Source organism: Cupriavidus basilensis (assembly GCF_000832305.1).
Taxonomy (GTDB): Bacteria; Pseudomonadota; Gammaproteobacteria; order Burkholderiales; family Burkholderiaceae; genus Cupriavidus; species Cupriavidus basilensis_F.
In genome coordinates this window covers 2,214,905-2,241,165 of sequence record NZ_CP010536.1, presented here as the reverse complement: position 1 = coordinate 2,241,165, position 26,261 = coordinate 2,214,905, and the positions used below count along the sequence as shown (strand labels likewise).

The following is a 26,261-nucleotide window of genomic DNA, read 5'->3' as shown; positions in this document are numbered from 1 at the left end:
AATTGCGGACGCAAGCATGAACGAAGATGATTTGGCATTTCTCCCGCTGAAGGTGACCCATGTAGGAATCGACCGCAAGCTGAGCTTCGACCCCGATGGCAAACGCCGGCCGATTGGGGCGTGTCTGCGGCCGGGGGGATCGATATCCGGCATGGCGCTGAAGGCTGGCGTCAACGCGACCCAGTTGCACACAAATGGATTCGCGAGCGCGAGCGGGCGGACGCCGCCGTGATGGATGACGCTGAGCCTGCACCACCGGCGTTCGTCCCGGTTGTCGCCGTCGGCGATCTTGTGCCAGCGCCGGTACCGGGGGGCAGCGCGAAGCAGCAAGCCCAGCGCCGCGACCAACGGTACCATCGCGCCTGACGGCGCCGTTGCCCGACGGCGTGACGTGCCCCAACCTGAAACCACGGTTTGGTACTACAGGCAAACCGGCAAAGGGAGCGACGCGGAGTGTGGGGCCGTCGCCGTCCACGGCGTTTCAAGGCACGTCGTCTACTAGGGATCCACGGTCGAGATTCTTGAAGGCGATCTTCAGGACGCCGACCAAGTCTTCCACGATTTCTGCGCTCTCAAGAACCGGAAACTCCTTTCGGAGCTTGTTCGAGACGGCACCCTGGTTGTCCCTGATCGAGCGGATGATCCGATCGATATCGGCGTCAGGACCATCGATGATGTCCTTCACCATCCGCCGCGCGGTTGTCCACTCCTGCAGAATCCCGGCTTCCATCCTCATTTCCTGCCTGATGGTTCTGTCGATCACGTCAGCCATATACTCGGCCTGCGCAGTCAGGTCAGGGTAACGCCATGCCGGCAAGGCAGCGTCATATCCAGCAAACTCGAAGTTCGACTGGACGCCATCCGGGTACAGCCTCCGAGTCGGCGTGAATGCGCATAGGTCGCCATATCGAGCCATCAGCGGCTTCGAGAAGCGTTCAAGGATCTGGTCGTAGCGCGCGATGTTCTGCGGTTTCTCTGTGATGACAGCCGAGATTGGTAGGATGAAGGGCCGCGGGACGGCGCCGTCTCGCCGGAGGACGTCATTGATGATGAAGCGGTGGATGCGCCCATTGCCGTCGGCCAGTGGGTGGATGAACACGAACGCAAACGCGGCGGTTCCGGCGCGAACCACGGACGATTGCCCGGCAGTGCGTTCCAAAAAGACTTCGAGCCCGCGTAGGAGTTCCGGCAGCTGATCCCAGTGTGGGGCAACATAGTGGACGATTTGCTCAAACCGATGCGTCTCGCCGACGAACACGGGGGAGGCGCGCAGCCCAAAACGGGAAATCGTGCTGCGCTCGCTCACAATCTCTCGTTGCAAATCGGCTAACGTGTCAGGGGAGAGCAGCGCTGGGTACTCCCCTATGCGGCGTTCCATGACTGCCGCGAATCGGCGAATTCGATCTTTCTGGTCTTGCTCATGCTCGATCGCAAACGACGACTTGGATTCCTTGATGGTCAGCCAGACGGCGCTGCGCATCAGAATGTTGCCCCCGAACTCTGCATTTAGCTCGTCGAGCCGCGCCGCGCAGTCGTAGTGCTGCGCCTCCCTAATTTCCGGGGTTCGCCGAACCAAAGGGCAGAAATGTCGATTGCCGGGCAGGTTGTCCCGCACGCGCCAACGTGTATTTCGAGTGGCCTCCGTCGCCGTCACGTAGGCCTCGGGGTCTATCGCGTCGACGTAGTTGCCCCCGGTCACCGTCTCGACGCCGGCGATCCGCCGGCCGGTGAGCCATTCATACAGGAATCCAACGCGTCTGGCATATTGGCCGGTGCGCTCGCTGTTCAGCCAGGCGGCCAACTCAGCCTCTGGAAGCACATCAAAGAGCCGCGCCAGGAACTCGAGATGGACGCCTTCATGTCGTAGCGCGTAAGTCAGGTGAGACTGCAGCGTCGGCTCTTGGCGAGAGGCGGTCGGGTAGGTTTCCAGCGTCTTTCCGTCGTTGACGACGGAGCGCCGAGCGGCGCCGATCTCGCTAGTGATCTGGAAATCCTGCACGGGGGTGACGTTGTAGTGCTCCGAGAGCCACTTATACCCCATCCATTCTGTCGTCAAAGCACACTCCAGTCGTTTAATCTGGCCGACGGACGTTTAAATATCCCGCATTTTTTCTATTATCGTTTAAGCGCCACTTTTATGCTGTAATCTTCTCGGCGCAGCGAGCCTGTGCGGCCGCTGGTGGCGCGCGAGTTCCGTGACCAGTTCGTGGGTGGGAGGAACCCGGAAACGCAATTAATCGCCAGGATTTGCCCACTTCCCAAAATGGAACAGCCCGGCAGGAAAGGCGGGGCAAAGGCCCGCTATCAGCGCTTCCACCCAATCCGGTGCCGTTCCTGCGTAGCCTCATGCCGCGCATCGTCCTCGGTGTGCAGGTAAGCGCTGATGGTCGAGATGGATGCATGCCAAAATTATCCCGTACAAAGCGCAGGTCCACCTGCCGGTCAGTCATGTGCGAGCCCGCCGTCTACTTGCGCTGGACCTTCCGCCAGGCACGTCCAGTAGCGGGTTCCGTGACACCAGGTCCGGATCGCCTCGCGCAATTCCGCCTCTATCAGGGCAAGCTCTTGGGCGTGTTGAACGAGGTCCGCGAAGATGCCGATCTTGAGCGGCACCTTGGGCGCAGGGTTCTTCGGAAAGGGTTGCGGGAAGCGTTTTTGCGGCATGGCGATGGCGTGCACCACCGGATCGACAGTTTTTGTGGGCTGGGCCGAAGCGGCAACCCGTGCGCGGGGCGGCTTTGGGCTTTTCGCAGCCTTTGCCTGTTCTGCCAGTTGTTTTTTTAGTGCCGCCAGTTGTTCGAAGCCCATCGTGTCCAGCCGAGTCATACCCCGGGGCGATTGTAGAAGTCCCGCCTCATTCTCCTTGCCGCCTGCGCCAGATAGGACTTAGCAAGGGCGATTTTCGGGCTCGGCACGCTGGTGCGCCTCATGTCCTGCTTGTCCATCCGATCGATGCCGCCTGTGACTTGGGCTTCCCGCGCGGGGGCCCCGAGCAATCAGGCGCTTGGTCCGCCATGCCGAGTTATTGTGGCGCTACCGCACGGCACGTTCTATGGGAGCCGGGGGGCGGGTGACTATTCCGGCGACCCGACTGGTATCGGGCAATCGATATTCCCAGCAAGATCTGGAATACGATACGGCTTCAGGTCATGGGCGTCTGAAAGTTCTGGTCCCCGAAAAGTAAAAACCCCACACTTCGGAAAGTGTGGGGTTCGGCAGCAGTCTGAAGCTCACATCCGGGCGGGCTACTTCGCCAGGGAATGCGAAGAGGGCCCCTTCAGGCGTCCTCCCCAGTACCTATCGGGACCAAGCTGGAGAGGGGGACCGGGTTCGGGGGAGTGGTCCCCGACCGGGGCTTGCAGCCTATTAGAGGGCGGCGCCGTCAGACGCGATGTAGTACCTGGCGCCATCGGTATAGGTGTCGAATTTGCCGCTTTTCGCGCCGTCAGTGTAAACATCGTACTTCCCAGACCGCGCGCCGTCAGTGTAAGTGTCGAATTTGCCACTCTTTGCAAACGCCGGAGCAGCCGACAGGGCGGCGGCGAGTGCGGCGACAGCGATCAGGGCATGGCGATTGGTATTCATGGCTCACCTCTTTCTAACTGGTGGATGCCATTCTTTTGGTCCGGCCTGTTGCACTGCGGCATCCGATGACCGAATACTAGGGATTTCCCTCGTAGAGGTAAACCCTTGCACCCACAATGATCGATTTCAATACCCACAATAATCTGGCCTGAGCCGGAAGTATTTTGGCTGAGCCCGGCGGACTATGTCAGGAATCGCCTGGGAATCGATGCGCATCCTCAAGGTGGTAGGGGCCCAGCACCTTTGCTCGGGCGGTGCAGCAACTGGCGTTGTTCTTTGCGGTCGTCGTGCCAGCCTGAAGAGCCACTTAGGCTTGTTGCTGATCGACCATCTTTCCTAAATCTCGGGCACCGCGAGAATGCCACCTGTAGGTGCGAGAGCCTGCGGTAGGGCGCAGCCAGCGCGCCGAGTCCCGGTCGGCGTCTCGCGCGACACAGCCTGCCCACATCCGATGACCGGCAGGACACACCTCTTGTACATGATCGGCCGGAAGCGGGGAGACGAGGTCGCTTTCACAGACCGATAGATGGCGACCGAACGCGGCCGGGCTTGCGACTTGGGCTGCTCTCCAGAACCGCAACGCGACCGGCAAGTGTGTTGGGGCCAAGCCCTGACAAATTGCCTTCGCTGTCCTTTAGATCGATCAACAACTGGCGGATCAACTGGCTCGTGTCGCTGCATGTCCTTTCTAGTTGTCCATCGAGCGCGCCTGACCCCGAAGGATGAAGCGGGCGCGCGGCACGCGCAGGCAGCGAGCCAGCGCAGGCCTGCGTCAATTGTTGCTGCTCCACCCGATCCGATGCCGCTCCTGCGTCGCTTCGTGCCGCGCATCCTCTTCCGAGTGCAAGTAAGCGCTGGTGGTCGAGATGGACGCGTGCCCAAAATTGTCCCGTACAAAGCGCAGGTCCACCTGCTGGTCGGTCATGTGCGAGCCCGCGGTATGGCGCAGCCAGTGCGCGGAGGCGCTGGCCAGCACCGCGGCCGGGCTTTCCCATTCGGGGCCGCGCGCGCGCAGGCGCGCGGCCGCCAGCGCGAAGATCTCCTTGAGCACCAGGTGCAGTGCGCCGCGCGATAACGGTTTTTCCTTGCCGATGACCGGCAGCACGATGGGGCGTTCCTCGCCGGGCAGCGGCGCCGGCGGCAGGCCGTGGGCGCTGCGATAGCGCGCCAGTTCCACCATCAACTCATCGGTGGCCGGCACCAGCCGCGTCTTGTTGCCCTTGCCGGTCACCTCCAGCCACCAGCGCTCCGCGCCCTCCCGGTCGCGCCGGCAAAAAAATGCCCCCATGCGCGTGCTGGCCACCTCGGCTGCACGTAAGCCGCCCAGATACAGCACCGTGAAGAGCCAGCGGCACCGCGCCGCGTGCAGGCGCTCGCGCTCGGTCGCGCTGTCGCTCGTCCCCGGCATCGCCTCGATGGTGTCCTTGACCGTCTGCCACATGGCGTGGCTGAGGTAGCGCGTGATCCTGGGCTGGCTCTGGCGGCGCCGGCGGCGCGCCAGCGACAGCGGGTTGCCGGCCAGGTAGCCGGCCTCGACCAGCCAGGCGAATAGCGCATTCAGGATCACCATGGTGTGGCGCGCGCTGGCCGGGGAGAGCGGACCGGCGAAAGGGCGCCAGTCCGGATGGCTGCGCGCGAGTTTCTTGCGCGAGGCCATGACCCAGCGCCAGGCCGGCTGCGGGTCGGCCAGGAAGCGCTCGTAGCGCAGCAGGTCCTCGTGGGTGAGCGACGACAGCGGCTTGCCGTGCTGCATGACCGCCCATAGCAGCAAGCGCTCCGCCTCGCGCCGGTAGGTCTGCAGGGTGGCCGGGGTGTCGGTGTAGCGCGCCAGCCAGGCGGTGACGGCGGCGAGATCGTCGGCGGCCGCGATCTGCGGGGTGCCGCCGCGGGCGCGGTTGCTGCCGGTGGTGCCGGATAGGTCGGCGGGCAGGGCCAGGCGTTCGAGCGGGGTGGCGGGCAGGGCAGTGAAGGCGGTGTGGGCAAGCGGGAGGGGTTCCATCGTGGCACGCAAGGCGCGCAAGCTGATCCAGGCATTATTATAGACAGAAGCCTACTTATGTCTAAAGATTTATCTTTTTAGTTAACTATTTAACGTATTACGTAGTAATATACGACAAATTTACCGAACGTTCCACGTAGAACATGACCGCCAGCCCGCTCGATCACCCGCCGCCCCTGCCCAGCGACGCCGCCGCCGAGGCCCAGCTCGCCGCCGACATCGCCACGCTGCGTGCGCAGTTCCCCGACACCCGCGCGCTCTACCGCGAGGTCTGCGCCTTGCTGTTCTTCCGCTACGGCATCACGCCTACCGCCAACAAGCTCTATCAGTTGGTACGAAAGGGCAGCATGGGCACGCCCACCGAGGTGCTGGCGCAGTTCTGGCAAGACCTGCGCGGCAAGATGCGCGTGACCATCGACCAGCCCGGGCTGCCGGACGCGCTCAAGGCGATCGCGGCCAACGCCGTGCAGTCGATCTGGCAGGCCGCCAATGAGGCGGCCGCCGGCGAGCTGGCCGCCTTGCGGGCCGAAGCGCGGCTGCAGGCGAGCGAGGCGGAAGCGCAGCGCGACCAGGCGCGCGCCGCGGTGGTGGAGGCCGAGCAGGAGAAAGCCGCCGTACAGGCCGGGCTCGACGCCGCCCAGCGGGCCAGCGCGGCGCTACAGGGGGAGCTGGACGCCGAGCGCCAGGCCCACGCGGCCGCGCAGGCGCGCCAGGAGGAGGGCCGGCGTCAGATCGAGGCGCTGGAGCGACAACTGGGCGAGATGCATACGCAGTTCTCGGCGGACCTGGAGCGCACCCGCGAGCAGGTCGCGGTGGCGCAGGAGCGCGCCAGCGCCACGGAGCGCCGCGCGCTGCGCGAGATCGACCAGGAACGCACGCTGCGCCAGAAGGGCGAGCAGGCGCTGGCGGATTTGCGCGCCGAACTGGCGGCCGGGCAGGCGAGGGCGCAGGAGGCCGCCGTGGCTGGCGCGGAGGCGCGGGCGCGGCTGCAGGCCGAGCGCGATACGCTCAGCCGGCAACTGGTGGAGGCAGAGCAGGCGCTCGGGCGCGGGCAAGCAGCCCAGGACGAGCTGCGGGCGGAACTGGAGATGGCAGTACGGCGCGCCGAGCGGGCCGATGCGCAAGCCAGCGCGACGCGCCGCATGGCGACCACCAGGCGCCAGGTGCCAGCGACCAAAACCAAGTTCAAGTTCAGGCCGGGGCCGGTCTGAGGAGAGGAGGGGGGCGAGGATTTGTCCATGCCGCATGGCATCGAGGTTTCGGCCACGGCGTTTCACATGGTTCCGTTACGAACCCCAACGGCGGATAGGCGCGGCCAGGACTCCTTCAAGAGGAAATTGAATGCCGCCCCCTTGAAAACCGGCGACAGATTGCCTAATTTAATCTCGCCCAGGCAGCCGCGATGTTGCGCGCTGCGTGTTTCTGTTTGTTTGCCAGCAGTTTGGCAGGCGAGTGGGAGCGCATAGGCCCGTTCGCCTCCTTGCTGCATCAAAGGAGGATACGATCATGAGTGATCTCTTTTTGGGGACCGACCTCTTCAGCGAGTTCGACCGCCTGCAGCGCCAGATGGCGAGCTTGTTCGGCGGCTTCCCGTCCAGCATCCGCTCCGAGCGATCCGGCGCGTTCCCTGCCGTCAACGTTGGCACCACGGAAGATTCGATCGAGATCGTCGCATTCGCTCCTGGCATCAAGCAAGACAACCTTGAGGTATCGATCGACAAGGGCTTGCTGACGATCAGCGGCGAACGCGAAGCCGCGCACTCGGAAAATGACGCCGAGGTACGGCCGTACGCGCAGGAGCGATTCGTCGGCCCCTTCCGGCGCATCGTCGAACTGCCACAGAATGCTGACCCCGACAAGGTACAGGCGCACTACGCCAACGGCTGCCTGTCGATCAGCATTGGCAAGCACGAATCCTCGAAGCCTCGGTCGGTCACTGTCCAGTAACGTGAGGAGAATGCCATGAGCGACACTACCCAAGTGGTTGAGCGCGGCCAAGGCGCGGTGGCGCAACGCCAGGAAGAGAGGCCGACGCGCAAGATCACGCTGCTTCCCACTGTTGACATCTTCGAGGACAGCAACGGCGTCACCCTTTGGGCGGATCTGCCGGGGGTCACCAAGGACAGACTCAACGTGAGTGTCCATGATGGCACCCTGTGCATCGAGGCGGAAGCCGTGGTGCCGACCCCGGCCAACCTGCGAGTGCAACACGCGGAAATTCGCGAGCCGCACTTCGCCCGCGCGTTCGCCCTGAGTCCAGAGTTCGATACGTCGAAGATAGACGCGCACTTGCAGGATGGCGTGTTGAAGCTGACGATCCCGCGCCGAGACGAGGCACGGCCACGTCGCATCGCGGTTAGCGTCGGGTGAGTTCTGTCGTGCCATTCACGGGGTTGAAACGGCAGGGTGGCGTCCGGATGGGCGCCACCGTCGGCCCTTAGAAGACGCGGATGACCGTATCGGCGGCCTCACCACCAGGGTTGGGTCTAGCGGCGTCGCCGGTGGCCGGGCGCGGCCGGTCGTTGCCGGCGGTCATTCGTACCCGTCAACTGAGCATTCGGCAGGAGGGTAAGATGAAAACGGAACTGGGCAAATGGAACCCCTTCAAGTTCCTGCGGAAGACGACAAGTGACAAACAACCGATGGGGGATGCGTCCAACGTGCCCGCGCCGAGGCACGGCACGCCCGACTGGCCCGACGTTGCGCCTCCCCAAGACCGGTTCGTCGCGGTCTGCCGTAAGGACGATCGAAGTGAAGTGAGCTGATGTCTGCAATCCTGAGGCATCGTATGTATTTGCGCGAAGCGTGCTCCAGGCAGGCGGGCAATCCTGGCGGCCGTGGAAGGGGGCGGCTGACGCGGAACGCCAGAGGCGGGCGCAGCCCTTTGGCGCGCGCGGTGCTTGGGGCTGCACGCTATGGGCTTCCAGTGGGGCTCATTGCAGCGGCGAACGACGGCGCGACGTTGCGTTCTTGAAATCGCCGGACTCGCCCCTATTTTGGCGGCAATGTACTGTCGGATGGAGACTTCCATGGAGTTCAATTCTGAGTGGCTGACGCTGGGCAAGCATCGGGTGCAACTCAAGTGCGTGCGCGGCTTCCCTACCGAGCGAACGCGGAGTGTGGCGGAGCTGGCCAAAATGGCCATTGAGAACAACCTGAGCGCGGGAGCCCGCTTGGTGGAGGTGACCGCAGAAGGCGAGAAGGCCTATGTGATCAGTGTCGGTACGACCTTCGCGAAAGACAGGGAGGCGGCGCCCCACCTGGAAGTGGCATTGGCCACAATGTTCGGCTTAGCGCCCGAGCAGGTCAACATAGACGTCGTCGTGGTCAGTCAAACGGAGGTGGATATGCACTTTGGCGTGTATGAGCGGATGCTGGCCGAAAAGCTTGGCGCCGTGCCACCAATCCAGTGAAGCTCGGTCCTGGCACCAGAGTTCGAACGGGTTATCGTTGATAGCACGGTCCAGGAGAAGGTCGTTGCCTATCCGACCGACAGCCCGCGGCTGGAAGTGGCGCGGGCTAAGGTGGTCCAACTAGCAAGACGCGCTGGCATCCGGCTCAAGCAGACCTTTACCAGGGAAGGCAAGTGGCTGCGATTTCGTGCGGGCGGTTATGCGCATGCCAAGCAGTTCAAACGGCTGAGTACAATGCTCACGCGTCAGCGCACCGTGCTCGGCCGTGTACTGCGTGATATCGAACGCAAGATGGCGGCGCTCGCCGAGGATCAGCAAGAGCGTTTGCGTCCCTGGCCAGAACGCGCGCGACGCACTGCGCAGCAGCGTGCCAAGGGGGGTACAGATGAGCAAAGCCGGCGCCGAATTTGTCACACCAGCATCGAATGGTTTCGTAGGTCATGACCACGCCGCGCTCAAACAGCTACTCCTCGATGTCGCGCGCGCAGGACACTGCTGCGTATCATGCTCTGCTGGGGTATCGCCGCCGCAGCGATGATGTACGTCGACACGCCGCCCCAGTTCTATGCCGCGCGGCTCCTGCTCGGCGTGTTCGAGGCCGGCTTCTTTCCTGGCGTTATCCTGTATCTCACCTACTGGTACCCTTCGGCCCGCCGCGGGCAGGTGATCGCGATCTTCATGACGGCGACGACTATTGTCGGCTGCGTCGCCGGGCCGTTGAGCGGCGCCCTCCTGAAGTATATGAACGGGGTTGGCGGCATGCACGGATGGCAGTGGCTGTTCGTGGTACAGGGCCTGCCCGCTTCGGTACTCGGTGTATTGATCTACCTGCTGCTGCAGGACCACCCGAACGATGCGAACTGGTTGACGCAGTCCGAGAAGAACCTACTCCGCCATCACCTCGAGCACGACGAAAATGGCATCGAGGGTAGGGACGAACCCAGCGTCCTGCACGCCTTGCGTGACCCCAAGATCTACATCTTCGCGCTGGTGTACTTCTTGTCGCTCGGCGCGACCTATGCACTCGCGTTCTGGGTTCCGACCTTGATCCAGAGCTGGGGCGTCAAGGACGTCATGCTGATCGGCATCTACGCCGCGATCCCGAATGCGGTCGCCGTAGTCGGCATGGTCCTGGTCGCACGCAATTCAGACAAGCACCACGAGCGCCGCTGGCACTTCGCGATCAGCGCGGCCGTCGCGGCCATCGGCATGTTTGCCACCACCCTGCTGCAGGGAAACCTGGCGGGGTCGATCATCGCGCTGTCGATCGCATCGATCGGCACCGCCTCCCTGACGCCGCTGTTCTTCACGCTTGTCAGCGAGTACCTGTCGGTGACCTCGGCCGCCGGCGGCATCGCGTTGATCAGTAGCCTGGGCAACCTCGGGCCGATGGTGAGTCCGTCGATCACCGGCCTTATCCGGCAGCAGACCGGCAGCGCGACCTACGCCATGTACCTGGTAGTCGCGATGTATGTGGTCGCTGGCGCCCTCCTGCTGAGCACCGTGCGCGCGGTGAAGGCGGCGAGGCGGGGCGCTTCCTAGTTGGGGTAATCGAATGGCGGGGACTTCCATTCGATTACCCCGAGGAGGGCAAGCGCCAGGTCGAAGCGCTGGAGCGGCAACTGCAGCGAACCATGGACGCCGCGCTCACCATTCAAGCACTGCGGGAAAAGTCATGACTTCTGTATAAGGAAATGGGCCATGGAGGGGATTCGCTGCGCGCCTCGATCGGTGGTATTGGTTTGCACAATGTTGTTCCCGCTGGTCCGCTGCCAACTGGCCGATCGCTGAGGCCACTACGCTTTCCATGGGAGCTGTCAAAGGATGCCCATTGGGGGCGGGAACAAAATTGCTGCAAAAACCGGAAACAAGAATGTGCAAACCAACGGTTGCGAGTACTCCATATTCTCCAAGCCGGCCGACATGTCTGACATAACATCCGGTGCCGCGACAATTGAAAGTTGAATCTGGGGGTGGACATTTGATTCGCCTATTCTTTGTCGGGCGCAAAGCACCCGATGGCCATCAGCCGTCCATCGACGAGCGGCCGGCGGGAACAGGAGCAAAGTCGAAATGGGCGGCGGCATACACGGCATTGCATGCCCAGACTTCTTCGCCGTCCCTATAGAAGGTGACCCATTTGCCGTCGCTGACGCAGTGGGCGCCAGGGAAAACCTCATCATGGCCGTTGGGACCGTCCAGCGGAAAGGGCGCGTGGGGCGTGGCCCAATAGTGGCCGTTCGGCAACGCCGATGGCGTCTTTCGGGACATACTCTTCAGGACAGCCATGCGCTATCGCTCAACATGGTGTCCAACCCCGCCGCGAAAAAACGGATTGTGTCAATCCTGCAACGGCATGGCACCGACCCGAGACATCCTCGTGTAGTCTCACTGCCAAATCTCCTTCTGCCATACCGTGCAATTCCGCCATGGCGCAATACCTCCGAATTGCCGCCCGAGCCTTCCGCCTCGGCGCCATCATCGTGATCATCGCCGTTGTCTCCCGGCAAGTTTACCTGCGCGTCGGCCCTCAGGCTGGCATTGCCGCCGCGGAAGAGGATCCCGCCGCAACGATGTTGAGCCGGTGCGAGGCGATGCACAGTCGCCTGCAGAATCGGCAAGTTTCCGAAGACGCTGCGCAGGGTGCCGAGGAGCCGCGCTCCCGTTGCATGGCGTCCTGAGCGCGCAGCGAAGCTGACCAACCAGCGCCTCACGCGCCATCCCCGACGTGACGGATGCAATGGCGGCCATTCGCCGAACTCGAAGGTCAGCTGGCGGTCTCCAGCGAGCGGCGACCGCCGGCACGTTACCGGCACCTTGCTTACACAAAGCGTCTAGCCGTATCGTAGCAACCGCGCCAGCGGGTGATTTTGCCGTCATGAACGGTGAACACATGGATCCATTCGGTTTCGACCAGTTTTCCTTCCGGCCGGGATACGAATCGTTCGAAGCCTAGCACGGTCACCTGTTCGCCGGCCTCGATGAACTCGCGTGGCTCGAAACTTTGCATGTCGTCCGCCTGTGCCACCTCAGCGAAGAACCGCGCCACCTCTTCCTTGTTATTACGCTGGCCGGCGTAGGGGATGGCGGGCGGCCCCAATAGCTTCCAGTCCACCTTCTCGGCAATGAGATCAAGAATGGCTGGGACATCGCCTCGCCCGAAAGCGGCGTAGGCGGCCTTGACAACGGAAAGTGAGTTGGCCATGTGTGCTCCAGAGTTGGAAGCGCGGATTTCCGCGCAAGCGATTCCAACTTAGTGCCAAATCTGCGCGTCTTCAACCGGCTCCGTGCGGGACGGTTTGATACCTTTGCCGGGCTGGCGAATGGCTCGCCAGATGCGAAGTACGCCTTCGTATAGGCGTGTACGCCCGCATCCGCCAGCACCGCCTCCGGCGCCAACCAACGATACGCCCCATGCTGGAGCTAGGGCAACTGCGCCGCGTCCACCGGCCCAGGTAGACAGCGGGGCAGCGCGGCGCTACAGGGGGAGCTGGACGCAGATCGCCAGGCCCGCGCGGCCGCCCAGGCGCGCCAGGAGGAGGGCTTCCGTCAAGTGGACGCGCTTGAGCGGCAGTTGCAGGAGTTGCGTACCCAATTCTCGGCGGAGCTGGAGCGTACCCGCGAGTTGGTGGCCGTCGCGCAGGAGCGCGCCAGCGCTACCGAGCGCCGCGCGCGGTGCGCTGCGGGAGATTGGAGCCGATTGGTCCCGATGTAGTGCGCGTGCATCCGGACCCACCTGCACTCTGGCCTTGCCCCTACTCGTCAGCTTGTAGCGGCCATTGCTCCACTTCCGCCTATCGTGAAGCCGTTACCTTCTCATCGCCGCCCCTCTACTCGGCAGACACGTTTTGTATTTAAACGGGTCGATAGCTAGCCAGCCTGGCCGTGCGGGAAAGCCCCGTCAAGCTGGCCAGAATCTCACGACGGTCACCCGGCATGCACCAACTGTGTGAATGCGGCTTCCACGAATCGCTCCACTTTGGCCGATACGTATTTCCGGGTCGGATAGGCAACCCACACATCCACTGCAGGAAGCGTTTCGTTTTGCAATACCTTGACCAGACGCCCAGCTGAAAGATCATCGGTGACTAGGAACGTCGGAACAATGACAATCCCTGCGTCTTCAAGTGCTAGCAGACGCAGCATTGCGCTGTTGCCCGTGATATTTACGCGCCGGGATTCCAGTTTGGGCAGCTCGCCTGCGAAGCGCCGAAGGCAGAAGATGCGGTGGCCTTTTAGTTCTGCGAACGTGGAAGGTGCCTGCAGGCTGCCAAGATAAGCCGGCGTGCAGCAGGCGACGAAATGGCTGAGGCTCGCCCGGCGAGCCACTACGTCATCGCTATTTAGCATGCTATCGACCACGATCGCCACGTCGAAGCCCTCTTCGATCATATCGATCTGCCTGTCCACAAGAGAGACATCCAGTTTCACTTCGGGGTGGCGCCGGGCATACTCGGCCAGCACAGGCGCCAGCAAAGTTAGAGCAAGCGAGGACGGTATCGCGACGCGAAGCAGGCCTCTCGGATTGACATGTTCCTGCCCCGCGAATGCATCGGCCTCGTCGATGGCGGCCAGAATTTCCCCGCAGCGCCGGGCGTATTCGATGCCGATTGCGGTTGGCAGCACGCTTCTGGTGCTCCGCTGTAGCAGGCGCGCCCGCAACTGCGACTCCAGTCGGGCCACGGCGCGCGTGACCATCGGCTTTGAGACTGCCATGACGCGCGAAGCGGCAGCGAAAGAGCCGCTCTCGACGACTTGAAGGAAAACTCGCATTGTGAATAGCCTGTCCACCGTGCCTTCTCATTGGAATGTTTCACCGCTTGCAACACTGCGTGAACCGCCTGGAGCCTTTTCGGGGCCCATGCCCGCGGCTATGCTTGAACTCGTAAACCCGGTTTCCACGGATACCCGTAGTTCGTAGTAGAGGAGTTCGAGAATGAAGCGCAGCTTGATGATGTTCGTTTTTTTTGCGGCGGTGTCTGTTGGTCTGGAGGCCATGGCAGCCGATCGCACGGTGGCACAGCCGATGTCTCCGGCGTGCGCGCAATCGCAAGTCACCCGGGAGCAAGTCAAGCGTGAGCTTGCCGAAGCCGTGGCGCATGGCCGCCTCGTCACCGAAAACAATTACCCGGAGATCTTTATGCAAGCTGGAACGTGCAGCCGTGTGCAGGGTACGGCCGGCTCTTCAGTCAGTGCGCAGCCGGGAGGGATCGGTGCTTGCGGCCGCTGACTACACGCGCGCTGAATGAGAGCGCCTGGCTACCAGGGTTGGCGTCGTAGGAGGTAGTCCAAGCCTTTCCTTTGGCGCCTGCCCGCACCGGCCACGAGCCTCGGATCGACGCAGTCGTCCCGAGGCCGCCGCCGTCTTGAACCCCTGGTCAGCCAATCCTCATACTTCTCATCCATGCCGCTCTGCACATCGTAGTGCGGCATGGGGGCGAGCGTGTGGACGGTGGCGTCGCGCCAGTCAATCAACCGGCCGTACATCCGGATCCTGCCTTCCCGGTCATGCAGCGGCATCGGATGCGCTTACGGATTCCACCATCCCGGATCGCCATTGCCCTCAAGATATTCGCCTTGCTTGGTGATGAAGGTACGCGATTCATGGTCCGGTAAAAACGCGCCCTCAACGGCGAGGCCCAGCCAGTCGAGCGAGGCCGTCAGCCACTCGTCCGATTGCGGCCCGATCGGGTGGAATTCGTACTGGTAAATCCAGAGCTCCTTTGGCCCGCGCAGCTTGTTGTAGACATCGATGGTGGAGTCCAGTGTCGTCAGTTCGTCGTTCTCGCCGGTGACGATGAGATAGGGCACGCTGACGCGCGGCGCGATATCGTCCAGTGCCATCGTTTTCGAGAGCGCCTGGATTTCGTCGGTGTCGGTGATGCCTGTCATGAACATCAGGTTCGACATGAAGCTCGGCTGCGCTTGATTGAGCAACACGAATTTGTCGCCCAAGTTCGACATGTTTGCAGCGATGGCACGGATACGAGGCTCGACCGCGGCGGCCCGCGTCGCCCACCACGACCCCATGCTGGAGCCCATGATCATGATGCGCTCCGGATCGATGGCGGGATGTGCCGATAGCCAGTCGATCACGGCGGTGATTGCGCGGTCATAGTTGTCGAGTGTCATCTTCAGACCCTTGGTCAGGCTCTCTCCCTGACCCGGTCCGTCGAGTGCAAAGGCGGCCCACCCACGCGGCAGGATGCGCTGCTCCATCAGCTTGTGCCAGTCTTCCTTAAACATGTCCATGCCGGGCAGCATGATCACGCAGGGCAGGCGCTGCGCGCCGGGAGGATGCTCCAGGATGCCGTGGAGATGCTTGCCTTCGAATGGCAGCATCACGCGCTCGATGGGGTGGTCGGAGAATTCGATGACCTTCTCGAAGGTTGCTACCAGCTTGTCCAGATAGCGCATGCGACGCGGATCGTCGCCGATGATGGAATAGTGCGTGCGCGCATAGAGCAACGTCGCACGTTCATAAAGGCGCTTTGCCGTGCGGATGAAGCCGCGCTCCTCCCAATGACGGGCGCGCTGCTCTATCTCCCTGGCTGCGGCGCTCCAGGCCGAGGGGAGCATCGAACCCGCCTTGACCGGGTTGAACACTCGCTTCAGATCGGTCGAGTCGTAGCCGATCTGCTCGAAGATCGCACCTGCATCCGGATGCAGCACATCCAGGCCACCCACGGCCAGGAAGGCGTCGAGCACCCACCTCTGGCCCTTACGCGTCATATCCATCTTTTCCTCTCCTCTCTTTCTCTTGGTTTGCCGATATGCACTGTCTGCAATATAGCAGCGTGATCTGAGATCACGCAATGCTTTGTTAGCAAACCTGCGATCGCCACCGCTGCTCGTTGTTTTTCCAAAAAAACCGCATGAAAAAGGCTATTAATTCACTTTTTGCACTTGGAGGCGTAAACCCCAATTGAGATCAGTGATCACAAGAACGATATTTGCATTAGCCGCAAGCCAGGGAGCTTGAGAGCCGAACAATTGATACGGAGAACTACCCCCATGCTGTCGCGAACACTATTGCCGTTGTTTATCGCGGGTGCCGCCTGCCTTACACCGTCTCCTGCCAAGGCAGCCGATCCGGCACTACTGCGCGTCGGTCTGATGACCGTCAAGACAGGTGTCGCTGCCGGTATCGGCAGTCAAATGCAGGAAGGATTCGAATACTTGCTGAGCGAGAGGGGGGGGCGCCTCGCCGGGCGCCCGATTCAACTCATCGTGGCGGATACGGCGGCGTCTCCAGCCACCGCGAAGGCAAAGTTTCTGCAGCTGACCGAGCGCGATCATGTGGACGTGGTGGTGGGCCCGCTGGCGGCATTCGAGGCTGTCGCGATCCGGGACGACGTGGTCCGGGCCCGCGTGCCGGTGATCCTCAGTTCAGCGGCTGCGGAGGACCTGACGCAACGGAAGGCCGATCCCTGGATGGTGCGCAGCTCCAGCTCATCCGCGCAGGCGATGCATCCATTCGGGGACTATGCCGCGCGCGTGCTCAAGTACAAGCGCATCGCCGTGGTCGCGGAAGACCTCGCGTTCTCCCATGAGGCCGTCGCCGGATTCCAGCGCACATTTGAAGAGGCCGGAGGAAGGATCACTCAGCGGCTCTGGGCACCATTCAATTCGAGTGATTTCGCCACCGTTATTGCGCAGATCAAGCCCGACGTTGACGCCGTGTTCATCAACTTCTCGGGGGCCAATGCCACGCGCTTCCTCAAGCAGTACAACGAGTATGGCCTCAAGCAGAAGCTTCCCTTGCTCGCCGGAATGAACACGGTCGACGAGTCCCTGCTGGACAGCCTGGGCAACGAAGCGCTCGGCATTACCTCCGCAGGCTGGTATAGCGCGGCCATCGACACGGCGGATAACGCGCGATACGTTGCCGGCTTTCGCAAGCGCTACAAGAGCACACCGGGTTTCTATGCGACAGGCGGCTACAGCGCCGCGTTGCTACTCGAACAAGCGCTACAGGCAACGGGTGGCATGCCAGCCGACGGAAAGGCGCTGGCCGATGCACTGCACGCAGTGAAGATCGATCGCTCGCCGCGCGGACCGCTGAAATTGGATCGCTTCGGCAACCCGGTTGTGACCGTGTACGTGCGCAAGGTAACGAGAGTCAACGACAGGCTCGTCAACTCGGTCGTGATGAGCTATCCGGATGTCAGCCAGTTCTGGACCTACGAGCCGAAAACCTTCCTCGCCAGTCCGGTTTATTCAAGGGAGTTTCCCCCCGCACGGAACCTCGAGTAAGCCGGCGCACTGGAGCTCACCATGTCCTTGCTTCTTACGCAAACGCTCAACGGCCTGACCTTCGCTTCCCTGCTGTTCCTGATGGCGTCCGGCTTCACACTGATCTTTGGCCTGATGCGTGTGCCGAACATGGCCCACGGCGCGCTCTTCATGTTGGGCGCCTATCTGGCGGTCACGCTGCTTGGTGCCGATCTGCCGTTCGCCGTTGCCGCTTTGTTGGCGGCGGTGTTGGTTGGTGTCCTGGGCGTATTTGTAGAACGCGTCATCCTCGCGCGCATTGCTGGCAATGAACTGGCGCAGGTGCTGGCAACCCTAGGCATCGCCTTCGTGATTGCCGACGCTTGCCGTGCGGCATGGGGAGGCATGCCGCTGGAGGTCGCATCGCCCGAATGGCTGAGTGGCACCACCACGTTCGCGGGTACCGTCTTTCCTTTGTACCGCCTGTTCGTCGTGGGCGTGGCGGTTGCGATCGCCATTGCTCTCGATCGGTCCTTGTCACGTACCACGCTCGGCGCAAGGCTGCGCGCCGCAGTTGACGATCGCGTCATGGCGCGTGCCGTCGGCATTCCAGTTGACCGTTTGTTTGTCGCCACGTTCTTTGCGGGCGCTGCCCTCGTTGGGCTGGCCGGCGTAATCGGCGCACCGATTCTCTCGGTCTTTCCCGGGCTCGACATGGAAGTGCTGCCGCTGGTGCTAATCGTCGTCGTGCTGGGCGGGACCGGCAGCATCCCGGGCGCATTCCTAGGCAGTGTATTGACAGGCTTTGTCTACAGCTTTGGGCAGACCCTGCTGCCCGAGCTGTCCTATGTACTGCTCTTCGTACCGATGATTGCAGTGCTGGCCTTGCGTCCACAGGGCCTGTGCGGAAGGAAACCATCATGAATCGTGCTTTCGGCATTGCTGCAGCGCTCGCGCTGCTCTCGTTTCCGGTGTTTTGCGCTTCACCGTTCTATCTTGACCTGATGGTCCAGGTCATGATCGCGGCGCTGATCGCCAGCAGTCTCAACATCCTGCTCGGTATCGGCGGATTGCTGTCCTTCGCGCAGACGGCGCTGGCGGGCAGTGCGGGCTATTTCGTTGCGATCGGGTGTCTGCAGGCGGGGTTGTCTCCCTGGTTAGCGGCGGCGTTGGCGATCGCAGGGACGGTGGCCGCCTCGGTCGGTGTCGGCATGCTGGCGTTGCGAACCACCGGGCTCAATATCGGCATGATCACCCTTGCGCTGGCCCAGGTGCTTTGGGGCGTGGCGTTGCACTGGGGACGCATTACGGGTGGAGAGAACGGCCTGAGCGGCATTGTGCGCCCGAGCATTCCCTTTGTTGTCACCGCGGATCCCGTCATTTGGTTCGAGCTGGTCGCACTTTGCTTCATCGCCCTGATCGTAGCGCTGCAGCGCTTCATGCGCTCACCGCTTGGCGTCTGCCTCGCCGCGACCAACTCGCAACCGCGGCGCATGGCCGCGCTCGGCTACGACGTCTGGCGCATCCGCATCTCGGTCTTCGCCATTGCTGGCTTTGTCACCTCCGTTGCCGGCGTGCTCTTCGTCTTTCACCAGCAGTTCATCAGCCCGCATGCGCTCTCCCTGGGCGAAACAGCCGAGACCCTGCTGATGGTGATTGTCGGCGGCCCGGCGACGCTGTTCGGACCCCTTGTCGGTGCGGCGATCGTCGTGACCTTCCGCGTAATCGTCAGCAGCTACTTCGAGTACTGGCCGATGCTGCTCGGCCTGCTACTAGTAGCCGTCGTGGTCTTTCTTCCCCAAGGGATCGTGCCTGGTCTTACCGCGGCATTGAAGAAGAGAGGTTCCCAATGAATGCAGTCGAGATATTGCCACCGCCCGCATTTGCGGCAGCGTCGCCGGCCCCGGCCGATGCGCGGATTAGGCGCCCCGCGATCAAGGCACTTGGCATCGGGATTGCGTTTGGTGCCCTCAAGGTGGTCGACGGGATTGATCTATGCGTGTACGAGGGCGAGCGCCGGTTGCTGTTGGGCCCCAATGGCGCGGGCAAGACCACGCTGCTGAACTTGATCGCGGGCGATTTGCGTGCCACTTGCGGGACCTTGCACCTGTTCGACGCCGACGTGACGACGGAGCCGACCCAGCGGCGCGCTCGCAGGGGGCTGGCCCGCACCTACCAGATCATCACGCTTTTCCGCGAAAGCAGTCTCTTGCACAACGTGCAGATCTCGCTGGCGGCGGCTGCGCAGTCGCGCTGGAGCGCGTGGAGGCCATTCGGCAATCCAACGCTCGCACGGCACGCACGCGAGGTGCTCGAACGCGTGGAACTCGATAGGAAGGCTGATGCGTTGGTAGATTCATGCTCCTACGGTGAGATGCGCCGACTCGAGATCGCGCTCGCTCTGGCCCAGAACCCGCGCATCCTCCTGCTTGACGAGCCGCTTGCCGGTTTGTCCGGCGCGGAGCGTTCCCGGGTCGGCGAGTTGCTTGCCGCTTTACCCCGCGATCTGACCATCATCATGATCGAGCACGACATGGATATCGCGCTCGTATACGCAGACACCATCACCGTATTGCAGAGTGGCCGCGTGGCGGTCGACGGCAACAAGCGGGAGGTGTTGTCCGATCCGCGTACCCAGGAGATCTATCTTGGACACTAATACAACCCGCGCGCTCGAACTGCTGCATCTCACCTCCGGCTACGACGGCAGCGAGATCCTTCAGGACGTGTCGTTCTCGCTGCCGCCGGCCAGCGTCTTGGCGCTACTGGGCCGGAACGGCGCTGGGAAGACAACCTGCATCAACACCATCGTCGGGATCACTCGTGCGATGCGTGGACAGATCCGCTTGTTCGGCAAGCCGGTCACGTCGTTGCCCGTCGATGGCGTGATTCGCAGCGGCATAGCAGTGGTGCCGCAAGGCCGGCGGTTGTTCTCCCTGCTCTCAGTAAAAGAGAACTTGCTCGTGGCGCAGCCCGCCCAGCCCCCGCACGCGGGGCCACGCTGGTCGCTCGACCAGATCGTTGCAATGTTCCCCAGGCTTGGCGAGCGCTTCAGTCAACGCGCGGGCACCCTTTCCGGTGGTGAGCAGCAGATGCTTGCCATCGGCCGCGCGCTGATGGCAAGCCCGCGCGTGCTGCTGTTGGATGAACCGTCCGAAGGGCTCTCTCCACAGATGGTCGCGGAAGTGGCTCACATCATTGCAAGGCTGCGCGAGGCTGGACTCGCGATCTTGTTGGTCGAGCAGAACAGCCGGCTCGCGCTCTCCGTGGCGCAGAACGCGGTCGTGCTCTCCAGCGGCCGGATTGTATTCAGTGGGCCGGCCACGGAGCTAGCGGCTAATGGGGACTTGATGGCGTGCCACCTTGGGGTGCGCGCAAGCGAGCCTGCCGACTAGTCAGGAGATGTCCCGGCTGCAATAGAAGAAAGCAAACCAAAGCTCTGCAGGCCCTTGTTTTTCAAACTGAGACGTTCTGGAGGAAACAATGAAGAAGGAATCGGAGACCCCACGCAGCAGGCTTCACGGGTTGGCGGCAGCCGGCTCTGCATGGCTGCTGCTGCGTAACACCATCTTGTCCGGCGGCGTTGCCGCGCTTGGCTTGTGCGTGTCAGGCGCCGCTGGCGCACAGTCCAGCGTGACCTTGTACGGTGTCATGGACGTCGGCCTTAACTATCGTTCGGTGGCGGGCGCGGATCCAGCCACTGGCAAAGCCGCCGGCTCGCTGGCCCTGGCGTCCGGCAATGAACTGACGAGCCGATGGGGCCTCCTCGGCCTCGAAGACATCGGCGGAGGGTACAAAGTCACGTTCAAGGTCGAAAGCGGCTTTAGCGCCGACACGGGGGCTGGCAATTTCTCCGTGCCGTTTCCCAACGACACGAACTCGCTTTTCGACCGTGGAGCCATCGTCGGACTGATCGGACCCTGGGGCTCGGTGCGCCTCGGGCGCAACTGGTCGCCGTTCTTCGATGGCATCTCAGCGGGCGATGCCACCGGCTACATGAATTTCGGATCGCTCGCAAACGCGACCTTCCAGAACGCCTCGAACCTGAATCCGTCTCTTGGCCTGGCGGGCGTGGCGTCGGGCGCAAACAGCGCAGCTAACGGCGGTTTGCTGTACACGTGGGTGAACAAGTCAATAAAGTACATGCTGCCTGACAACTTCTACGGCTTCAGCGGTGGCTTGCTGTACTCCTTGGGCGGTACTCCCGGCAGTTTCTCCAACAAGTCCACGATGTCGGCCAACCTGAACTGGACCAATGGGGCGCTGGGCATAGCATCGGGCTATTTCGATGCGAAGGACCCAACCGGGCAGACGAATAATCCCTGGTTGCGCGCCTACACCATCGGTACGACATATACGGCCGGCCCGCTCAAGGCTGGCATCAATTTTGTTAAGTTTCGTAATCCCACCACGGGTGCGAACCAGAACTTCTACTATGTCGGCGCGGCGTATCAAGCATCGCCCGCGTGGCGTTTCACGGCGGACTGGCTGCACTTGCAGGATCTGCAAAACAGTTCCGCCGGGGCAAACCTGTACAAGGTTGGGGCGGGATACGCATTATCCAAGCGTACCATGCTATATACCGATGTCGCGTTCTCGGATAACAAGCCGAAGGGCATGCTGGGTGCGGGCAGTAATACCAGTATCCTGACGAGTCCCGCAACGATCGGGCGCAATCAGTGGGCGGTTGGATCGGGAATTCGTACCGTGTTCTAGCCGCTGGCCAGCCGGGACCCTGAGTGTGTGGGGGGACCTGATGGTGCTAAAGCGCAGAGTGGCCGGGTCTCGGGCGCGCCCGGGAACACGGCCACTCTGCGCGCCACTTCACTCACTCCTTCTCACGTATCGGTAGCGCGGTCTTGTAGACAACGCGCCGCATCGCCAATGAAGTGCTGATATTGCTGACCCCCTCGATCTTGGTGAGCCGGGTCATGACGAAGCGCTCGATGCCGGCGATATCGGCGGCGACGACCCGCAGCATATAGTCGAAGCTGCCGGTCATCAGGTAGCACTCCATCACTTCCGCCTGGCGCGCGATGGCCGCCTCGAAGTTGGCCAGCCTGGCCTCTGTCTTCTTCTCTATTTCCACCTGGACGTACGCGTTGACGGGAAAGCCGGCCTTTTCCTGGTCTAGCAGCGTGACGTATTTGGCGATGACGCCTTCCTCTTCGAGCATGCGGATACGTCGGTAGAAGGGCGAAGGGGAAAGTCCGACCTTCTCGGCGAGCTCACTGCTACGGACATGCGCGTCGCGTTGCAGCTCTGCCAGGATACGGACATCGGTACGATCAAAGCGCATTGGCACTCTCGGTTTCTTTGTGGGAGGCGATTGGGAATGTGTGCTAAATCCGATGGAATTAGTCGTTAAGTTTGGCACAAAGGGAAGCGACTGCAAACCTAGAATTGGAGAAAGAAATCGCAATATTCAAGGAGACAGTTGATGAACAAGCGAGCACGCGTCGAGCAGGAAATCGACGACACCTACCGTCTGGAAGATCGCTACCGGCGTGAAGCCGGATCCGTCTTCCTGACCGGGACGCAGGCGCTGGTGCGGATCCTGGTTGAACAGGCGCGGGCTGATCGCATTGCGGGCCTGAAGACGGGGGGCCTTGTCTCCGGGTATCGTGGCTCGCCGCTCGGTGGCTTCGACCAGGAGCTGTGGCGGCAGCGCTCGCTCCTTGCCGAATACGAAATCCGCTTCGAGCCCGGCCTGAACGAAGACCTCGGTGCGACGATGCTGTGGGGCGCGCAGCAGATAGATGCATTCCCCGGCAAGCGCGTCGAAGGTGTGTTCTCGATGTGGTATGGAAAGGGGCCCGGCGTGGATCGCACCGGCGACGTGTTCCGCAATGCCAATGTCCTTGGCACATCGCGCCATGGTGGCGTGCTGGCTATCGCGGGGGACGACCATGCCGCGCAGTCGTCGATGTTCCCGCATCAGACCGATCACGTCTTCGAAGGCGCGATGATGCCGGTGCTGTTCCCGGCATCGGTCGAGGAGTATGTCGAGTTCGGATTGTTTGGCTACGCGCTGTCGCGCTTCTCTGGCCTCTGGGTGGCGTTCAAGGCGATCACGGAGACGGTGGAGAGCGGCCGCTCGATGCTGATCGGTGGAGCCGGATCGGCGCGGGGTGCCCGCTTCAGCTTGCCGGGAGACATCGACATTCCCGAGCGGGGCTTCGGCTACGATACCGGGGTGAAGTGGCCCGGCCAGCGTGCGGAACTGGAGCGTCGCCTGCTGGAGGAGCGGCTGCCTGCGGCGCAGGCTTTTGCGCGCGCAAATCCCATCGACCGTACTATCGTCCGCCCGCGCGACGCCCGGATCGGCATCGTGACGGTGGGCAAGGCACACGGTGACTTGCTGGCCGCGCTGGCGCGCCTTGGCCTCGACGAACCCAGGCTTGCCGAGCTCGGCATTGGACTCTACAAGATCGGCATGACCTGGCCGATCGAAGGCGAGGGCGTCCGGCGTTTCGCCTCGGGCATGCGTGCCTTGCTGGTCGTCGAGGAGAAGCGTTCGTTTGTTGAGCGGCAGATCCAGGAGACCCTCTTCAATGTTGCGGCGCCGCAGCGTCCCGAGGTCTTCGGCAAACGGGGGCCCAACGATGCGCCACTGTTGCCGGCCACGCTTGAGTTCGCACCCGATCAGCTCCAAAAGGCCCTGCGGCAGTTCCTTGCATACACGGGGGTGCACGCGCTGCCGCCCGGCAATACGGGCAGCGCCGCGGCGCTGCCAAGGCAGCCGCGGGTCATTCCATTGAGTGCGCAGCTGCAGCCGGATGTGCTTACGCGAAAGCCATTCTTCTGTGCGGGCTGCCCGCACAATAGCTCGACCAAGCTTCCGGACGGCTCCTACGCAGCTGCTGGCATTGGCTGTCACATCATGGCGTTGGGCCAGGGGGACAACACTGCAACGTTCTGCCAGATGGGCGGGGAGGGCGTGCAATGGGTCGGGCTATCGAGCTTCTCTGATCTGCCCCACCTGTTCGTCAACCTGGGGGACGGAACCTACCAGCACTCTGGCAGCCTTGCGATCCGGCAAGCCGTGGCGGCCGGCACGGCAGTCACGTACAAGATCCTATTCAACGATGCCGTCGCCATGACGGGCGGGCAGCCCACGGAAGGCGGCTTGACGGTGCCGCGCATGGTCGCCCAGCTCATCGCCGAGGGCGTGGGGAAGGTTGTCCTCGTGTCGGACCATCCGCAGCGCTATTGGGGGGCGAAGAGCATTCCCGCCAGCGTGGAGATCGCGCATCGGGATGCGCTCGATGACGTGCAGCGGCGACTTCGCGCCTACCGCGGGGTTTCGGCGATCGTCTACGACCAGACGTGCGCAGCCGAGAAACGGCGGCGCCGCAAGCGCGGAACGCTGGCTGACCCTGTAAGGCGCGTCGTCATCAATCCATCGGTGTGCGAAGGCTGCGGAGATTGCTCGGTGCAGTCCAACTGTATTGCCATCGAGCCACTCGAAACCCCGTTAGGCCGCAAGCGCGCGGTGAACCAATCGAGTTGCAACAAGGACATGTCATGCCTGAAAGGATTTTGCCCGAGCTTTGTCACGATCGAGGGCCTTCAACCAAAGCGCGCGAACCAGCGTCGCATCCAGCAGATGGAGGCGCAATGGCGCGCCTCCCTGCCGCCGCCAGCCGGGCCTGCTGCGCTGGGAGCCCTGCTTGAGCATGCGCGTATTCTCGTCACCGGGGTCGGCGGGACCGGTGTCGTCACGGTGGGGGCAATCCTGGCAATGGCAGCCCACCTGGAGGGCAAGGGCGCAGCGACGCTGGACTTCACCGGACTGGCCCAGAAAAACGGCGCGGTGGTTAGCCATGTGCAGCTCGCGGATCGCAGGGAGCGCATTGTCACGGCGAGAATCGAGGCATGCTCGGCTGATGTGATGATTGGTTGCGATGCGGTGGTGGCGGCTTCGCCAGACGTGCTGGCGCGGCTGCGCAAGTGCGGGACACGCGCTGTAGTCAATAGCGCAGTCGCGCCGACGGCGGATTTCGTCGCGAATGGCGACCTGCCGATTAGCAGGGAGATTCACCAGGCGGCGATCGAAAGCGTGGTTGGCGCGGGTCAGGCGGAGTTCTTCGATTGCACTGCCGCGGCAATGACGTTGTTTGGCGATGCGATTGCGACCAATATGATGCTGGTCGGCCACGCCTACCAGCGCGGCTGGATTCCGCTGTCGGAAATGGCGATCGCCAGGGCGATCGAACTGAACGGCGCCGCTGTCGAGTTGAACCGGCGGGCATTTCTCTGGGGGCGCATCCTTGCATGCGAACCCAATGCGCTGCGGCGGACAAGCGCTGCCGAGGCGCAGGCTGCGCAGCCGTTCGAGCTGGCGCGCTTCGTTGCCGAACGCAAGCGCGACCTGTCGGCCTACCAGAATGCCGCTTACGCGGAGCGCTATGGCCGCATGGTGGCTGCCGTTGCCGGCGCGGAGCAGCGCATCGCAGGGGAGGCCGGCCTGCTGGCGGAAGCCGTGGCTAGGAGCTACTACAGAGTGCTTGCCTATAAGGATGAATATGAGGTGGCCCGTCTGCACAGCGATCCTGCCTTCGCCCGGTCACTGGAGAGCACCTTCGACGGCCATGGGAAGAAGACTTTCCACATGGCGCCACCATGGCTCACCCGGGTCGATCGCAACACTGGGAGACGCAACAAGATTGTGCTGAGTGGAACCGTCATGAGTCCGCTGCTTCGCCTCCTGCGGCATGGCAAGATCCTGCGCGGCACACCCTTTGATCCGTTTGGCCGGCAGAGCGATCGCAGGATTGAGCGTCGGATGATCGTCGAGTGCGAGGACGACGTGCAACTCGTGCTGCGTACGCTTTCCGAGCGGACACTCGCAAGCGCTGCAGCGCTCGTGGGAGCGTACGCGCAAATCCGTGGCTTCGGCGTGATCAAGGAGCGAAACTACAGGTCGGCGCAAGCCGACCTGCAGAAGTACCGCGCACTGTGCGGCGCGCCGCACGCGGTGTCGGGTTCCGCGGAGCATCTTACGTAAGTACAGGACACGCCCGACCGGCTGGCGATGGTGCCGACGG

Annotated in this window: 25 protein-coding genes and 3 pseudogenes; 17 read left to right on the top strand and 11 right to left on the bottom strand. The window is 62.6% G+C overall.

The annotated features are described in order from the left end of the window. The first annotated feature begins 16 nt into the window (after positions 1–16). Positions 17–232, top strand: coding sequence for a hypothetical protein (locus RR42_RS37740; RefSeq protein ID WP_052494582.1), 216 nt, complete (start codon positions 17–19; stop codon positions 230–232). A gap of 249 nt (positions 233–481) precedes the next feature. Here the strand turns inward: RR42_RS37740 and RR42_RS10470 are convergent, their stop codons facing one another. The 5 genes and pseudogenes from RR42_RS10470 to RR42_RS10455 form a co-directional block, all read right to left on the bottom strand. Continuing rightward, positions 482–2,056, bottom strand: coding sequence for a Fic family protein (locus tag RR42_RS10470; RefSeq protein ID WP_043346360.1), 1,575 nt, complete (start codon positions 2,054–2,056; stop codon positions 482–484). Positions 2,057–2,304: 248 nt separating this feature from the next. Beyond that, positions 2,305–2,465, bottom strand: a pseudogene (locus tag RR42_RS41075) (integrase); the annotation flags it as partial. Continuing rightward, positions 2,443–2,664 carry a ProQ/FinO family protein gene (locus RR42_RS41615; protein ID WP_330218521.1) on the bottom strand — a complete coding sequence of 74 codons (222 nt, stop codon included), beginning with the start codon at positions 2,662–2,664 and terminating at the stop codon, positions 2,443–2,445. The gene RR42_RS41615 and the pseudogene RR42_RS41075, both read right to left, overlap by 23 nt. A gap of 702 nt (positions 2,665–3,366) precedes the next feature. Continuing rightward, positions 3,367–3,585: a hypothetical protein gene (locus RR42_RS10460; RefSeq protein WP_043346358.1), complete on the bottom strand. Its 219-nt coding sequence runs from the start codon at positions 3,583–3,585 to the stop codon at positions 3,367–3,369. A 772-nt stretch (positions 3,586–4,357) separates the two neighbouring features. Beyond that, positions 4,358–5,584, bottom strand: coding sequence for a tyrosine-type recombinase/integrase (locus tag RR42_RS10455; protein WP_043346355.1), 1,227 nt, complete (start codon positions 5,582–5,584; stop codon positions 4,358–4,360). 143 nt (positions 5,585–5,727) lie between these two features. Between RR42_RS10455 and RR42_RS10450 the strand changes: the two genes are divergently transcribed. From RR42_RS10450 to RR42_RS39640, 6 genes and pseudogenes are all read left to right on the top strand, one after another. After that, positions 5,728–6,795: a DNA-binding protein gene (locus RR42_RS10450; protein ID WP_043346352.1), complete on the top strand. Its 1,068-nt coding sequence runs from the start codon at positions 5,728–5,730 to the stop codon at positions 6,793–6,795. A 295-nt stretch (positions 6,796–7,090) separates the two neighbouring features. After that, positions 7,091–7,531 carry an Hsp20/alpha crystallin family protein gene (locus tag RR42_RS10445; protein ID WP_043346346.1) on the top strand — a complete coding sequence of 147 codons (441 nt, stop codon included), beginning with the start codon at positions 7,091–7,093 and terminating at the stop codon, positions 7,529–7,531. A 15-nt stretch (positions 7,532–7,546) separates the two neighbouring features. Then, positions 7,547–7,954, top strand: a complete 408-nt coding sequence (locus tag RR42_RS10440) for an Hsp20/alpha crystallin family protein (RefSeq protein WP_043346343.1) — start codon at positions 7,547–7,549, stop codon at positions 7,952–7,954. A 203-nt stretch (positions 7,955–8,157) separates the two neighbouring features. Continuing rightward, a complete protein-coding gene (locus RR42_RS38490; protein WP_201777361.1) occupies positions 8,158–8,349 on the top strand; it encodes a hypothetical protein in 192 nt (63 codons plus the stop codon). A gap of 264 nt (positions 8,350–8,613) precedes the next feature. Then, a complete protein-coding gene (locus RR42_RS10435; protein ID WP_043351860.1) occupies positions 8,614–8,997 on the top strand; it encodes a hypothetical protein in 384 nt (127 codons plus the stop codon). Positions 8,998–9,015: 18 nt separating this feature from the next. Further along, positions 9,016–9,372 (top strand): annotated as a pseudogene (locus RR42_RS39640) (IS5/IS1182 family transposase); the annotation flags it as partial. A 13-nt stretch (positions 9,373–9,385) separates the two neighbouring features. Here the strand turns inward: RR42_RS39640 and RR42_RS41070 are convergent. Next, a pseudogene (locus RR42_RS41070) lies at positions 9,386–9,490 on the bottom strand (IS6 family transposase); the annotation flags it as partial. An 11-nt stretch (positions 9,491–9,501) separates the two neighbouring features. On the opposite strand from RR42_RS41070, the gene RR42_RS10425 reads away from it, so the two are divergent. After that, complete coding sequence (locus RR42_RS10425; RefSeq protein WP_052494581.1) at positions 9,502–10,539, top strand: MFS transporter; 1,038 nt, start codon at positions 9,502–9,504, stop codon at positions 10,537–10,539. Positions 10,540–11,022: 483 nt separating this feature from the next. Here the strand turns inward: RR42_RS10425 and RR42_RS10420 are convergent, their stop codons facing one another. Beyond that, the gene (locus RR42_RS10420; RefSeq protein ID WP_236702019.1) at positions 11,023–11,286 is read right to left on the bottom strand and encodes a hypothetical protein; all 264 of its coding nucleotides are present in this window, start codon (positions 11,284–11,286) and stop codon (positions 11,023–11,025) included. Positions 11,287–11,426: 140 nt separating this feature from the next. Between RR42_RS10420 and RR42_RS10415 the strand changes: the two genes are divergently transcribed. Then, a complete protein-coding gene (locus RR42_RS10415) occupies positions 11,427–11,678 on the top strand; it encodes a hypothetical protein (protein ID WP_043346337.1) in 252 nt (83 codons plus the stop codon). A gap of 140 nt (positions 11,679–11,818) precedes the next feature. Here RR42_RS10415 and RR42_RS10410 read toward each other — a convergent pair whose 3' ends face one another. After that, on the bottom strand, positions 11,819–12,202 hold the full coding sequence (locus tag RR42_RS10410) for a nuclear transport factor 2 family protein (RefSeq protein WP_043346334.1): 384 nt from the start codon (positions 12,200–12,202) through the stop codon (positions 11,819–11,821). A 722-nt stretch (positions 12,203–12,924) separates the two neighbouring features. Beyond that, complete coding sequence (locus RR42_RS10405; protein WP_052494580.1) at positions 12,925–13,770, bottom strand: LysR family transcriptional regulator; 846 nt, start codon at positions 13,768–13,770, stop codon at positions 12,925–12,927. A gap of 163 nt (positions 13,771–13,933) precedes the next feature. Here RR42_RS10405 and RR42_RS10400 point away from each other — a divergent pair, with 163 nt between their 5' ends. Continuing rightward, entirely contained in the window at positions 13,934–14,227 is a 294-nt protein-coding gene (locus RR42_RS10400) for a DUF4148 domain-containing protein (RefSeq protein ID WP_043346330.1), read from the top strand. A gap of 299 nt (positions 14,228–14,526) precedes the next feature. Here RR42_RS10400 and RR42_RS10390 read toward each other — a convergent pair whose 3' ends face one another. Next, a complete protein-coding gene (locus tag RR42_RS10390) occupies positions 14,527–15,735 on the bottom strand; it encodes an alpha/beta hydrolase family protein (protein ID WP_043346325.1) in 1,209 nt (402 codons plus the stop codon). A gap of 276 nt (positions 15,736–16,011) precedes the next feature. Between RR42_RS10390 and RR42_RS10385 the strand changes: the two genes are divergently transcribed. The 6 genes from RR42_RS10385 to RR42_RS10360 all read left to right on the top strand — a co-directional run bounded on the left by RR42_RS10385 (position 16,012) and on the right by RR42_RS10360 (position 21,927). Beyond that, complete coding sequence (locus RR42_RS10385; RefSeq protein WP_144409813.1) at positions 16,012–17,253, top strand: ABC transporter substrate-binding protein; 1,242 nt, start codon at positions 16,012–16,014, stop codon at positions 17,251–17,253. 21 nt (positions 17,254–17,274) lie between these two features. After that, on the top strand, positions 17,275–18,135 hold the full coding sequence (locus tag RR42_RS10380; protein WP_043346322.1) for a branched-chain amino acid ABC transporter permease: 861 nt from the start codon (positions 17,275–17,277) through the stop codon (positions 18,133–18,135). Then, positions 18,132–19,064, top strand: a complete 933-nt coding sequence (locus RR42_RS10375) for a branched-chain amino acid ABC transporter permease (RefSeq protein WP_043346319.1) — start codon at positions 18,132–18,134, stop codon at positions 19,062–19,064. The genes RR42_RS10380 and RR42_RS10375 overlap by 4 nt, the downstream gene beginning before the upstream one ends. After that, entirely contained in the window at positions 19,061–19,870 is an 810-nt protein-coding gene (locus RR42_RS10370; RefSeq protein WP_082054869.1) for an ABC transporter ATP-binding protein, read from the top strand. Before RR42_RS10375 ends, RR42_RS10370 begins: the two co-directional genes overlap by 4 nt. Then, the gene (locus RR42_RS10365; protein WP_043346318.1) at positions 19,860–20,606 is read left to right on the top strand and encodes an ABC transporter ATP-binding protein; all 747 of its coding nucleotides are present in this window, start codon (positions 19,860–19,862) and stop codon (positions 20,604–20,606) included. Before RR42_RS10370 ends, RR42_RS10365 begins: the two co-directional genes overlap by 11 nt. An 88-nt stretch (positions 20,607–20,694) precedes the next feature. Next, positions 20,695–21,927 carry a porin gene (locus RR42_RS10360; RefSeq protein WP_082054868.1) on the top strand — a complete coding sequence of 411 codons (1,233 nt, stop codon included), beginning with the start codon at positions 20,695–20,697 and terminating at the stop codon, positions 21,925–21,927. 112 nt (positions 21,928–22,039) lie between these two features. On the opposite strand, the gene RR42_RS10355 is transcribed toward RR42_RS10360, so the two are convergent. Beyond that, positions 22,040–22,510, bottom strand: a complete 471-nt coding sequence (locus RR42_RS10355; protein WP_043346316.1) for an Lrp/AsnC family transcriptional regulator — start codon at positions 22,508–22,510, stop codon at positions 22,040–22,042. Between the two features lie 141 nt (positions 22,511–22,651). On the opposite strand from RR42_RS10355, the gene RR42_RS10350 reads away from it, so the two are divergent. After that, positions 22,652–26,221 carry an indolepyruvate ferredoxin oxidoreductase family protein gene (locus tag RR42_RS10350; protein WP_052494579.1) on the top strand — a complete coding sequence of 1,190 codons (3,570 nt, stop codon included), beginning with the start codon at positions 22,652–22,654 and terminating at the stop codon, positions 26,219–26,221. Positions 26,222–26,261: the final 40 nt, after the last annotated feature.